Raw genomic sequence first — 13,745 nt, forward strand, 5'->3', positions numbered from 1 at the left:
GCGCATTTTTTCTCTAACATTTGCTGCTATTAAGTAATGTATATAAATGTATAATGCATTTTTGTAAAGAGGGGCTGTCTCAAAAGTCGAGACAGCCCCTTTTTTTGTCGATTTTATTCGTACCCTCCTACGAGAGCATTTTCAAATATTCGATTCTCAAGGAGCAGATTTTACTTTTGAGACAGCCCCAATACTTTTATATCTTCTCTTTTTTGAAGATTTTGCCTTTAAGATCAATGTATAACGTGGCCGCATCGTCGTCTGAAGTTACATCCGCATTATAATATTTGCCTATAGTGGCATCTTCTACTATAACCATGTTATCTACTTCGTAACCTTTTATTCTGTAAGGATTTAAAGCGGCAGAGATAATTGGTGGGAATTTTTTGTCGAGAACCGGATGTATGCTTTGTAACCATTTGCCATCCATACTAACTGTAAGCACTGAGCCATTGGCGAGAGAGGCAACATAGTAACCTCGCAGGTCATCTTTTATCCATTGTAAAATCTTTTGTCCCCCCGATTTGCTTTCGCCTGTAGACCTTACCTTGGCTGGGATATTTTTCTGTTGTGCGTTTGCTTCAAGACCGATCATTGAACTGGCAACACAGAGCAGACAAGCGATTAGGATTTTTTTTGTTGTCATATTGATTAATTTTTGACAAAAATAGACGCCAAGCCTTAAGGAGAATATAGGGTTTTTACTGTATTTATGGCATCAGTAGTTATACTTAATTTGTAGTATTGCCAAGATAATTGCACAATAACTGAGGCAAAAACAGAAGTCAGTTTAAATAACTGAAGTAGGGACAAATCGTATGCAATAGTTCTTGATATGAAATTTTGGTGACCGCTTGTATAGAATCAGTTGTCGTTTGTCGATCAAATGGTGCTATAGAGGGGCAAAGTTTTTACTAGATGTACCAATAGAGCAGCTTTGTAAAGTATTTAAGAATATTCTACAAAGAAATGAATAACAGGAATTCCTCTCAAAATCTGCATAAAAAAAGTTTTTTCTATATAGTCCATTTGTTGGTGTTAATCGCTCTTTTACTCAATAGTATTGTTGCAAGATCACAGAATGAACCCAGGTTTAGCCTACAAGGGGTTGTCGTTAGCAACGAGTATAAGTTAGAAGGGGCTTCTATTCAGTTGCTTGCAATTGAAAAAGCAGTACCAGTAAGATATGCGATGAGTGATATTGACGGAAAGTTCATTTTAAATGCTCTTAGCTCAGGTCGCTATCTACTTAGTATCGGATTTATGGGTTATCGTCCTTATATTTCAGATACACTTAAAATCAGTGCTAATCTAGTGCTGCCTACCATAAGGTTGGAACCTATGTCGTCCAATCTTAAGGAAGTAAAGGTAGTAGCAGAACTTCCAGCCGTAACGCAGCAGCTAGACAAACTAGTGATTGATGTAGGACGGAATGTTGCCGCCAATGGAAGTTCTGCTTTGGAGGTGTTAGAAAAATCGCCTGGCATTTCAATAGATCAGAATGGAAACTTGATGATGAGAGGAAAGACTGATCCGGTGGTAATGGTCAACGGAAAGCTAGTACAGTTATCCGGAACCGAACTTACAGAAATGTTAAGGGGCATTGCAGCTAATAATATCAATAAGATTGAGCTGGTTAACAACCCATCCGCACGTTATGACGCTGCTGGTAATGCAGGCATTATTGACATCAAACTTCACAAACCCATAGCAAGTGGAAGTAATGGTAATATTTCTTTAAATGGCGGCTACGGTAAGCTTCTAAAAAGTAATAACGGTGGAAATCTCAATTATAGGAAGGGAAATTTTTCAGCTATGGCCAATTATAACTATGCCTATCGTGGTGATTTTGCAGATATGGAGGTTACACATCTTTTTGGAGAACGATCTGATGGAGTGGCAAGCTCCTTTCAGGATTTCTATCAGGACATTACTTTCGGTGCCCATACATCTAGATTGGGCATGGAATATCTTTTAGGAAAGCGTACAACAGTAGGAACGGAACTTTTTGGGGCTTTTACAAAGATCCATCGCAATATCGATAACGTAACTTCTCTATATGGTACAGATGCAGGGCTTAATGGTTTTCGTAACATGTTAACCAATACCATCAATGAGAGGAAAAATTATGGAGCTAACTTTAATCTCCGACAGCAGTTAGATACACTGGGAGCAATTCTAAATCTCGATATGGATTTTGCTAAATTCAACCTGGACGATATGCAGTCCTATGATTTCGGCTATCTCAATGCAAACGATCAGCCTTCTAGAGATCCGATATCGTTATTTAATAATTCTGAGGGAAGATTGGATATCCGTTCGGGAGCGTTAAATCTTGAAAAGTCTTTTCTAAGAGGGAAATTGGAATTGGGCGGAAAGTTTAGTCATATCCGTTCAATAACCGATATGGATTTCTATAATAGGGTTGGGCAAGAATTACAAACCAATACTGAACTTAGCGGTACATTTAGCTACAACGAACAGATCCAGGCAGCCTTTGCCAATTATGGTAGGAAGTTGGGGAATATCAGTTTACAATTGGGATTAAGAACCGAAAGAACTGTTGGCCAAGGTAAGGGGATGACTATTTTCGGGCGGAAATACGTTCAGTTCTTTCCCAGTGGAGCTTTCAGTTATCAACTTAGTCAAAAACATGGGTTTGGTTTCAATTTCAGCAGAAGGATAGGAAGACCAAGCTATACGCAGCTCAATCCATACTTCTATTTCATTGAACCAACCATTAGAGTGGCAGGAAACCCTGAACTACTACCTGCGCTCAATTATACGATGGATATCAATTACACGCTGAACAACAAGTATATCATAGGCTTAAATTATTTCCGATCCGCAAATCCTATCATTGAAACCCAGATTTTGGACAACGCCAATAATATTCTGGTGGGCTTTACCAACCTAAAACGCTACGAAAGCTATTCGGTGGTACTCACGTTGCCGCTCAAACTAACAAAATGGTTCAGTTCCAGTACTAATCTAAGTGGTTTTTATGGTAAATTCCATGGTGAAATAGATGGTCAGGCAGTTTCTAATGCACGCCCCCATGTAATGATTAATAGTAATAATAGCTTCACATTTGGTCCGTGGTCTGCGCAACTAGTAGGAAATTACAATGGCAGCCAGTATTATGGCAATATAGAGCTTAAGGCCAATATGTCTGTGGCTATAGCAGTACAGCGTAGTTTTATGGCGAAGAAAGCTACATTGGGGGTTATTTTGAGCGATATTTTCTTTACCAATAACATCAGATGGACAAATTCGATGCAACGCTTTGCCGTTGATGGAATACGACTTAGGGACAGCAGGGCTGCACTACTAAATTTTACCTACAAGTTTGGTGGTAACGACCATGCACTTACTCGTAAATCTGGAAGTGCCGAAGAAGAAAAGAGACGAGCTAATTGATAACAATTCATGTTTGGTAAAAATAGCAAAACAGTCTTTCGACCTTTCCAGTTTTTAGCCTCAATGTTCAAAAATAAAATGAGCGAAAATGACTTTGCGAAGAGTTAGTAGCTATCTTCCAAACGGTTTATGGGCTGCATGGTGGATAACGATGACTAAAGGTGAAATAACAAAAATTCGGAACGATAAAGTAAAAAGTTTCATGGGATATAATTTAATTAGGACGTCAAGTACTCTCAAAACTCATGCAACGTGCAACCTCTCGTTCACATTCTTCGTCTGATAACTTGATTCGATTATCCATCAATAATTTTAAACCAGAATACCATGTATAACGCAAGATCTATTTATCTAATCATCTTAATTTTGCTCACTGTTGATGTGAGTGCACAGAAAAAAACAGAGATACTATTGTTGGGAACCTTTCATTTCGATAGTCCGAACCTAGACCTTGTGAAAACCACGGCTCTGGATATCGACGCAGTTCAGGCCGAGCTCGAAAACATTACTGCCCAAATAGTAGCATTTGGACCCACCAAAATTTTTGTTGAGTGGGATTTCGATAAACAGTCGGAACTGGATAGTCTCTACACGTTGTACCTTGCCAACAGGTATTTTGATGTTGTGAAGGAACGTCATCCAAATCAGAAATTCTATCGTAACAGCGAAATTTTCCAGTTAGCATTTAGGGTGGCAAAGAAGAGTGGCCATAGGCAGCTTTACGGCATCGATATTAAAACCGAGTTTCCTTTTGCAGAAGTTATGGCCGCTATTAAGGAGGCTGGGCAGGCCGAACTGGCAGATGAAATACAAGAAAAAATAGCTGCAATGGCTAAAAAAGAAGCCGATGATCGTAAAAAATATACTTTACAAGAATTGCTGCTTTTGAAGAATACCCCAGAGGCACGCAGGGAAGACTATAGCGCTTATATTAGCTTATTCAATAGGGCTGGCAGGTCTAATGATTTTCAGGGCAGCCGTTTGGTAGGTGAATGGTACCGTAGAAACCTATTGATGTATTCATTTGTACAGAAAGCATTGGGTGATAATGATGAAAGGGTCATGGTATTGTTAGGTTCTGGACATGCGGCTATCATTGCTCAGTTGGTTGAGTTTGATGATAAGGCAAGCTTGGTTCCGGTCCATAAGGTTTTGAAATAGGTAATGCTGACATCAGGTTCACAGTCAATAGATATTTCAAAAGGATTAGTTACCGGCGAACGGTAAGACTTGCAGCGATGTACCGTCGTAGTCAAGTATTGTCGTCAACAAATTCATCATCTGCAATTTTGTACTCAGACATCTATCGTGGCGAGCTACTAGGTCGAGATTTAGGGTACGATCAGTTTTTTCCAATGATCAATTACACCACTATGGATATGTACTAAGTAGGTGCCGCTGGGCGGCTTTTGGTCGAGATGAAGAACATAGATGCCATTAGACGCTATAGAAAAAGTCTTTCTGTAGTAGATTTTTCCACTTATGTCTACTAATTGGATATCAACGTTGTTCTTATGCTGCGAAGGATGTATGAAGTTCACGGAAAGCAGGCTTCCGCTAAGTGGATTAGGATATAGACGGATATCGTTATGCTTGAGTTGGAAACTGACCTGCGTAATGCCATGGTCGTGCCTCTTCCCATCCCGGTCCAACTGCGTCAAACGGTAATAGTTTTTGCCCTGTAGGGGCGAATCGTCCAAAAAACTGTAGCTGGTCGTGCCGTTGAAATCGCCTTTGGCGGCCACCGTGCCCAAGGGCTGGAAAGCGTGGCCATTGGCGGAACGTTCGATGATATAATGGCTGCTGTTGCGTTCCCAATGGGTTTTCCAGTAAAGTCTGGCACCCTTGTTTTCGACTTTGGCGCTGAAATCGGCCAGGCCTACGGGTAGAGTGCTATGTCTTTCTGCGGCGGTCAGGTGGCTAAAAATAATGGCTTGGTCGTACTGTTGGTAAAGGTAGCTGGAGGCGGGCTGTTGGATTCCACCGTTTTGGGTAGTATAGCTGCCGGTATTTCCCTGTTCGCTGTAGTATAGGGCCAGCAGGTTTTGGGCATTGCCATTCAGTTCCTGGGTGTTGTAATAGATGCCGAGCGTGCCAATAAAGCTGATGGGATTGTTGAGCTGGTAATGCCTTGTGATGCTGTTTTTGCTGCTGGTGTGGACGGTGGTGTTTGTTTGCTCCAGCAGTTGGTCCTTCAGCGTGAGGTCTATGGCAGGCTGTAGCACCAGGCCCTGGCTGGAGAAGGTCGTACCGCTTTTGATGGTAAGGGCTTCATTGCCGGCCGATAGCTGTGCCTTTAGGGAAGGGATGGCCGGCAGCATGGCTGCCAGCAGCATCGTGATCTTGGGAATGCGCATCCTATTTTTTCTTTTCTTCGGTAGTGGCCTGTTGCTGTCCCTTGTCCAGCATTTGTTCTATCTTTTCCAATCGGGCCGAGAATTCGCTTTCCTTCTGTTGCATGGCCAGTAACTGTTGTTTCAGTTGTTGGTTCTCCTGGTCCAGCTGCATGTTCTTTTGTGCCAGTTCTTGCATGGCCTTTACCATCGGGGAAATGAAATCGGTGTAGCGCAGGCCAAGGCTGCGCTCAGCATCGTTGCCGATGGTCAGCACCGCATTTTCGGTGCCTACAAGTGCCTCGATGTCCTGGGCAATGAAGCCCCAGTTGATTCGCTTGTCGCTGCTGTTCTTCATCTGGTAGCTGACAGGTTTTAGGCGTTGGATAAAATCCAGACCCTTGTCCATTGGCGTGATGGCCGTTTTGAAGCGTTGGTCCGAGGCGTTGGTAAAGGCCACTTGGCCCTGGATAATGGTAACGTTGCCATTTCCGATACGGACTTTGTTACTGGCATCCACCTTGGCATTGTAGCCGATAGCGGTGGCATTGGTTAAGTTGCTTTCAGCTACATCGGCATTGAAACCAATAGCTGTATTGTAATAGCCACTGACATTTGCGGATAGGGAGCCACTGCCGATTGAAGTGTTATAGATTCCACCATTATTCAACAGCATCGCCTCCGAGCCTATAGCGGTGTTGCCGGTACCGGTACTGAAGGCAAGTGCATTGTATCCCGTTGCGGTGTTATGTACGCCACCGGTATTTGCAGCTAGGGCCTTGTATCCGTTTGCGGTATTGTATTTCCCTACGGTAGTGGCATTTCCCGACTGGTAGCCCCAGAAGGTATTGGCCAGGGCATCGGTAATATCAATCTTACCTGCTTTCTGGTTGTTGGCCTTTATAATTAGCGGCTGGTTATTGGTGGTGCCGATGAATGCGGAACCATCTGTAGCGATACTGTTTCCGGTAAGTCCCCAGCCACTAGCCTGTGGTGTAGCCCAAGTGGCCAGACCATTGACGTCAGAGGTAAGTACCTTGTTAGCTCCTGGCGAGCCGCCTGTAAGCTTGATCTGTGCGGTTTCCAGTACGACAGCAGTGCCGCCAAGTTTGACACTGGTCACGAAGGTGTCGCCAATCTGTACTTTATTGCTGGCATCTACAAGGGCATTATGGCCTATCGCGGTTGCATTGGAAAGGTCATTGCTGGTGACATCAGCCAGCGTTCCGATGCCCGTATTGTTGGAACCAGTCTGGTTTTTGGATAATGCCAGGTGGCCAATGGCTGTATTGTAATTTCCAGTACTATTTAATAGAAGTGCATATGAGCCGTTGGCGGTATTGGATCCTCCTGAAACGTTCATGTTTAGCGCATAATTGCCCGTAGCACTGTTGCCCCATCCCTCGGTGTTGTTCTGTAAGGTGCTATTTCCGTTTGCGGTATTGCCATCTCCAGATGTGTTCGATGACAAAGAATATGTGCCTGTAGCGGTATTGAAAATGCCAGCCGTGTTTTTAAAGAGTGACCCATAGCCAATTCCAGTGTTGTTTCTTGCATAATTAGCCTCGCCTGCCATATAGCCCCAAAAGGTACTGGCGTTTGAGGAACTCACCTCAATCTTGCCGGCATTTCTGTTGTTTGCCTTAAAGAGCAATGGCCGGTTATCGGTCGTGCCGATAAAATCTGCATTGGTGGTACCGGCATTGCCCTGCTTTGACCAAACGGTAGCTGTGGCAGTTGTGATAGCGTCTGCCAAAGCTGTAGGGGTAACTGTTGGTGTGGTCCAGCTTGCCAAACCATTGGCATCAGAGGTAAGCACTTTGTTAGCTCCTGGCGAACCGCCTGTTAGTTTAATGTGTGCTGTTTCCAATACCGCATTTGTGCCGCCAAATTTTACAGCAGTAACATCGCTGTTGCCTATCTGTACCTTGTTGCTGGCATTTACCATTGCACCATAGCCAATGGCGGTGGCGTTCTCTGTAGCACCATAAGAAACGTTTGCAGAACCACCTAAAGCAGTGTTTTTGCTCCCAATAGTATTATTAGAAAGTGCGTCATTTCCTAAAGCTGTATTATTGGAACCGGTTGTATTGGTAAGCAGTGTGGAAGCCCCAATGGCATTGTTTTGGGTACCAGTAGTATTGCTGGCAAGTGCTGCATATCCAACCGCAGTGTTGATACTGCCTGAAATGTTTGATGAAAGTGCCGAATATCCATTTGCGGTGTTCCAGGCTCCATTAATATTAGACAATAAAGCTTGATAACCGGATGCTGTATTTCGGACACTTGTAGTCGAATTGCCAGCCATGTATCCCCAGAAAGTGTTTCCCGAAGTGGATTGTTCTATTTTGCCGGCTTTTTCATTATTTACCTTGATGAGCAATGGGCGGTTATCAGTAGTACCTATGAAATCTGCATTGGTGGTGCCGGCATTGCCCTGCTTTGACCAAGAACTGGCCGTGGCAGTTATGATGGCATCTGCTACCGCTTTGGTCGTAGGGAACTTGGTATCATCGGCATTGGTGAGGTCAGTTACTTTATTGGCCGTGTTTTCCTTATTTCCCAAATCGGTACTGGTAACTGTTGGTGTGGTCCAGCTGGCAAGTCCAGCTGCATCTGAAGTAAGTACCTTGTTTGGTCCAGGCGAACCACCAGTCAGCTTGATCTGCGCAGTTTCGAGTACGGCCGAACTGCCACCTAGCTTTACAGCGGTGATGTCTTCGTTACCAATCTGTACTTTATTGCTGGCATTTACAATGGCAGTGTAGCCAATAGCGGTAGCGTTGCTAAGATTTCCGAAAGCGACATTGGCCATCATACCCACTGCGGTATTGCCATTGCCGGAAGTGTTACTGGAAAGTGCGCCTGGCCCAATACCGGTATTTTCGTTACCAGTTGTATTGGAGGAAAGTGAGGCCGTCCCGATCCCGGTATTGTAATGTCCGGAAGTGTTGGCACTCAGCGCATCGCGGCCATTTGCGGTATTATTGTGTCCGGTCAGGTTTGATCCAAGTGAACGGGTTCCCAGAGCGGTATTCCAGCTACCGGCAGTATTAGCAGCCAATGCGTCGGCTCCATGTGCGGCATTTTCTTCTCCGCTGGCATTTTTGCCAAGTGCGAGGTAGCCGAAACCAGTATTTTTGCCACTATTGGTATCCTTTCCTGCGTGGTAGCCCAAGAAAGTGTTTCGGGAGGTATTTGTGATCTGACCCGCCTTTTCGTTATCGATTTTAAAAAGTAACGGTTTGTTATCGGTGGTGCCGATAAAGTCGGTATCAGTGGTACCTGCGTTCCCTTGCTTCGACCAAACATTTGCTGCAGCACTGGCCAGTGCATCGGATACAGCTTTGGTCGTTGGGAATTTGGTATTGTCGGCATCTGTCAGGTCCGTCGCTTTGTTGGCAGTATTTTCCTTGTTCCCCAAATCGGCGATAGTAACTGCTGGAGCACTCCAAGAAGCCAGTCCATTGGCATCCGAGGTTAAAACTTTGCCTGCACCAGGAGAACCACTTGTAAGTTTGATCTGTGCAGTTTCCAGCACGGCGGCAGTACCGCCCAATTTTACGGCTGTAACATCGTTATTGCCGATTTGTACCTTGTTGCTGGCATCTACTGTAGCGAGGTGGCCAATAACCGTGGCATTGGAAAGCCCCCCGGAAGTTACATTTGCGCCACCACCTATTCCTATATTACCCTTACCACTGGTATTGTTTGAAAGTGCCCCGCCCCCAACAGCTGTGTTGTCTACCCCGTTCGTGTTTGAACGAAGAGCGCCCATGCCGAAAGCCGAGTTGTAGGCGCCAGAATCGTTCATGCGCATTGCATCGTTTCCATAAGCATTATTTCCTTTTCCACTTGAATTTGATAATAGGGCACCGGCGCCCATGGCTGTGTTTAAAACTCCATTGGTATTCGAAGCTAGTGCACTTTCACCTACGGCGGTGTTGTATTCTCCTGTAGTGTTTTGGCTAAGTACACTGTAGCCAAAGCCAGTATTTCTGTTCGAATTGTAATCTTTTCCAGCAAGGTAGCCTAAGAAAATGCTTCGGCTGATATTGCTTATATGTCCGGCGTTCTGGTTGTTCACTTTAATGGATAGTGGTCGGTTATCGGTAGTGCCAATAAAGTCGGCATTGGTAGTGCCCGCATTACCTTGTTTCGACCAAAGGTTTCCGGATGTACTGCTTATCGCATCAGCTACGGTTTTGGTGGTAGGGAATTTTATATCATCCGCATCGGTGAGGTTGGTTGCCTTGTTAGCAGTGTTCTCCTTTTGTGCCATAGCGCTTGCACTGGTGGTAGCGGCACTCGTAATGGCATCAGCTACGGCTTTGGTGGTGGGGAACTTGGTGTCATCGGCATCGGTGAGGTTGGTTGCTTTGTTAGCGGTGTTCTCCTTTTGTGCCATAGCGCTTGCACTGGTGGTGGCGGCACTGGTTATCGCATCAGCTACGGCTTTGGTGGTAGGATATTTGGTATCATCTGCATTTGCCAGGTTGGTAGCCTTATTGGCCATGTTTTCCTTTACGTCCAATGCATCGGCTACCGCCTTGGTGGTCGGGAACTTGGTATGGTCCGGCTCATTCAGGTCGGTGACCTTATTCTCTGAAGTTTCCTTCATGATCAGGCCTCCATTATAGACCGAATAAGCAACCATGAGTGCATCTACTACCGTTTTGGTGGTTGGGTATTTGGTGTGGTCTGGGTCGGTCAGGTCTATTGCTTTGTTTGCCGTATTCTCTTTCTGGGCAAGGGCGTTGGTTGTTGCTGTTGAAAGAGGCTTGTCGGCATCGCTGGTGTTGTTGACATTGCCCAGGCCAACTTTGGAGGCATGGATGCCTGTGGCGATCTTGTCGTTGGTCACGGCGCCATCCCTGATCTTTTGTGTAGCTACGGCATCGTTGGCAATCTTGGTATCGCTGGCCGTTCCGGTAATGTCGCCGCTAAGCGTACCGCTGAAGGTTCCCGTGGGGCCTGTTTCGCCCTGTGGTCCGGTCAGGTTGATGCCGGTTGAAGGCCAGACATTGTTTGCCTTTGGTCCGTAAAGGGTAGCGGTGGCCGTATGGAGATAGAAATCTCCATTGTTGCCGGTGGCGTTTTGGGGCATAGCGTTCCCGCTCAAGATGGTATTGCCATTGCTGCCGGGGGTTCCTGCCTGTACTTCGCTGCTGCCGGCCAATTTCTTCCATTGGTGCTGGTCATAGAAATAGAAACCAGCGCTCTGGTCAGTCTGGTAGACCAGTAGTCCGTTGGCAGGCGTGGTGATGGCATTGCGCTGCTGTTGGGTCAATCTTGGGATCAATAACCCTTTGGAGGTGGAGATGATTTCCAGTTGTGCACTGGCATCTGGTGTGGCCGTGCCAATACCTACCTGGGCCTTGAGCTCCAATTGAGCAACTAGTCCGGCTAATAACAAGAGGGCGTAACATTTCTTCATAACAATTGTCTGTGGGTTAAAATGGAAATTGGTTTGATTTCTGGTGGCAAAACTAGTCGGGAGCGACCTGGAAAAGCCTATACTTTTGGATAGTTTTTGAGTGTTTGGTGTTTTTTTGATGTAAAATGAGAGGTAATGGAATGGAGGCATATGGCCGTTGGTTTTGGCTCATGGAAAGGTAGTTGCCGTTGAGCCCCTGGTCATAGTGGCTTGCCTTCCGGGTACAGCGGGAAATGGCTGATACGGTCAATAGCGTTAAGATCAAGCAAAGGATGATAGGTCTGAAAGGAAAGAGAGGCTTTGGCGTAGGACTCATGGTAAGGGCTGTTTAAAAAGGGATGATGGACGCAGTGGTATCGTGGCCAAAACTAACAGGGTTTGTTTAAAATTTGCCTATACTTTCGGGTAGTTTTGTAGATTTGTGACAGTAGAAAATGAAAAATATATTCACTTATATGGTCTGGTCGCTGTTGCTGCTCTGTGGCAGTGGTACTTTGGCCATGGCCGGGCAGTTGCCCTATCGGGTGTCCTTTTACCATAGTCCGGGGCCGCTGGACCTGCGGGATATCGGGGGGCTTAGCTTCCGGCCATTGGAGAAGGCCAGTGACCTTCCGGTAATGGACAACAGGGGGACTTATCTGTTCCGTATCGATTTTGATAAAGTGCTGGAGCAGGGGGGACTGGTGATGTTCATCGAGAACGAGCACCTGGATACGGTTTCCCTCTATAGGCTGCAGGGCGGTTCACTGCTGCTGGTCGAGCGCAGGGGAAACGATTTTCCGCAGTTGCGCAACCGTTTCGGGGCACCAGATTTCAGCCTGCCGGCGGGGGAACGTACGTTTTATGTGCAGGCCCATTTTGGCAAGGATGTATCCTTTAGGACGATGGTCCGTACGCCCGAGGACATGAACCGATGGAGCACGGGGATCTTCTTCCAATTGGGACTTTATTATGGCACCTGTATGATGTTCCTGATGCTGAACCTGTTCCTTTATTTCTACCTGAAGGACCGGCTGTTTTTGTACTATGGGATCTTCTTTGTCTTTATTTCCCTTTCCATTGCCTATGCAGATGGACTGTTCAGCTTTCTGACCAGCAGCAGCTGGCTGTTGAACCATGCCGATGTACCGCTGCACCTGGGCATGGGCATCTCCTGCACGCTGTTTGCGCACCGTTTTTTGGGACTGGGCCGTTCTGGGCTGTGTCGGTCGTGCTTTGGGATATTGGGACTGGGGGGATTGGCCTATCTGTTGAGCCTGGTCTATGATAGTTACCGGTTGTTCCTATTGGGAGAGCTATTGGTGCTGGGGCTTTTGTGTTTTTTCTGGATACTGGCGCTCAAACAGTTCAGGGGTGCGGTACATGCCCGTTTCTTTGTGTTTGGCTATGGCCTGTTCCTGTTCTGTGCGATCGATTATTTCCTGTTGCGCAAGGTGGGCATCTTTACCTTTGATTTGTATTATGGGCAGCTGAAGATGGGCAGTGTGATCGAGCTGGTGGTCATTACTTTGGCGATCATGTACCGTATCCGTGCCCTGGACAGGCAGAACCAGCATTACCGTGGGGAGATCGAGGACTATATGCGCAGGGAAATGGAAAGGGAGCGCATCGCCCTTGGGCAGCAGGCTTCTTTCTTTGGGGAGGTGCAGCGGCGCTATGGGCTCAGCGACCGTGAGGTGGAGGTGCTGCAGGCCATTACCGAGGGACTGAGCAATGTCCAGATTGCCGACCGCATCTTCCTGTCGGTCAATACCATCAAGTTCCATACCAGGAACATCTTCGATAAGCTGGAGATCACCAGCCGCACGCAGGCGATCGGCAAGGTCTATGGCAAGTCCTAATTCATAGGGGTTTATACGCCTTTTCAACGGTGGCTCGTTCTTTAAATGCGCAACAAATGTAAATTGCGGTAATGTATCGTCGCGCTCGCAAATTCCTCCCATTCCCATTTGTAATTTGTTTGCTGGCCGGTCCCTCCCTCGGCCAGGTGAGGCTGACCGATAGTGCCCGATGGGAAAGCTGTCGGGCGCCAGGGAAAATCATATATGATCGGTTTGATTGTCCACTGAAATAACTTTGAATACATCAGAGGAACGGAATAACATAGCGGAAAGGTTTATTTATCCGCAAAATCAGAACGGTTGAAAAACTAAGTGACCACCAAAAGTGGGGAAGAACCACGTTTACCGAAATACACTCGCTGCCGAAAGAGTATCCAAGCTATTTTGATAGTATGTTCTGCAGCTCCAGTACCAGAGTAAGGTAGGTACAGACTAACGGCGTTTTAGAGCTCAACCTGAAGATCAGTTTTTTTAGTAAATAAAATTTGTTCTATAATATCTTTTGATGAGTACGAAAGCATTGAAAAAAATAGTCTACTAATTTGGTAGATTAAATTATTAATCTCTATATTAGCTGCCGAAATTTCAATAAGGCAAGCGAATTATTATCTTTTTAAATCCCGGAGGTACCCATGTGTTAACTATACTTTAAATAAAAAAGGGAAATCCTAAGACTTCCCTTTGGTGATAACTACTGAAACAGGTGTTCAATTG

General features: G+C 45.8%; 6 protein-coding genes. 3 read left to right on the forward strand and 3 right to left on the reverse strand.

The features are described from left to right. Positions 1 to 196 precede the first annotated feature (196 nt). Positions 197 to 646, reverse strand: a complete 450-nt coding sequence (locus tag REI64_RS01600; protein WP_308848330.1) for a hypothetical protein — start codon at positions 644 to 646, stop codon at positions 197 to 199. Positions 647 to 1,152: 506 nt separating this feature from the next. On the opposite strand from REI64_RS01600, the gene REI64_RS01605 reads away from it, so the two are divergent. After that, complete coding sequence (locus REI64_RS01605) at positions 1,153 to 3,420, forward strand: outer membrane beta-barrel protein (RefSeq protein WP_308848331.1); 2,268 nt, start codon at positions 1,153 to 1,155, stop codon at positions 3,418 to 3,420. Positions 3,421 to 3,747: 327 nt separating this feature from the next. Next, positions 3,748 to 4,581 carry a DUF5694 domain-containing protein gene (locus REI64_RS01610; RefSeq protein ID WP_308848332.1) on the forward strand — a complete coding sequence of 278 codons (834 nt, stop codon included), beginning with the start codon at positions 3,748 to 3,750 and terminating at the stop codon, positions 4,579 to 4,581. A 170-nt stretch (positions 4,582 to 4,751) separates the two neighbouring features. Here the strand turns inward: REI64_RS01610 and REI64_RS01615 are convergent, their stop codons facing one another. Further along, positions 4,752 to 5,777 (reverse strand): T9SS type A sorting domain-containing protein, encoded by a 1,026-nt coding sequence (locus REI64_RS01615; RefSeq protein ID WP_308848333.1) that lies wholly within the window; start codon positions 5,775 to 5,777, stop codon positions 4,752 to 4,754. A 1-nt stretch (position 5,778) separates the two neighbouring features. Beyond that, positions 5,779 to 11,043, reverse strand: coding sequence for a tail fiber domain-containing protein (locus REI64_RS01620; RefSeq protein ID WP_308848334.1), 5,265 nt, complete (start codon positions 11,041 to 11,043; stop codon positions 5,779 to 5,781). A gap of 581 nt (positions 11,044 to 11,624) precedes the next feature. On the opposite strand from REI64_RS01620, the gene REI64_RS01625 reads away from it, so the two are divergent. Next, positions 11,625 to 13,031, forward strand: coding sequence for a 7TM diverse intracellular signaling domain-containing protein (locus REI64_RS01625; RefSeq protein WP_308848335.1), 1,407 nt, complete (start codon positions 11,625 to 11,627; stop codon positions 13,029 to 13,031). The last annotated feature ends 714 nt before the right edge of the window (positions 13,032 to 13,745 follow it).

The organism is Pedobacter sp. (genome assembly GCF_031119335.1).
Classification (GTDB): Bacteria; Bacteroidota; Bacteroidia; order Sphingobacteriales; family Sphingobacteriaceae; genus Pedobacter.

Excerpts from the sequence above, each read along its gene's own strand:
- REI64_RS01600 (WP_308848330.1), bottom strand. The coding sequence starts at position 646 with ATGACAACAAAAAAAATCCTAATCGCTTGTCTGCTCTGTGTTGCCAGT.
- REI64_RS01625 (WP_308848335.1), top strand. The coding sequence starts at position 11,625 with ATGAAAAATATATTCACTTATATGGTCTGGTCGCTGTTGCTGCTCTGT.
- REI64_RS01615 (WP_308848333.1), bottom strand. The coding sequence starts at position 5,777 with ATGCGCATTCCCAAGATCACGATGCTGCTGGCAGCCATGCTGCCGGCC.
- REI64_RS01610 (WP_308848332.1), top strand. The coding sequence starts at position 3,748 with ATGTATAACGCAAGATCTATTTATCTAATCATCTTAATTTTGCTCACT.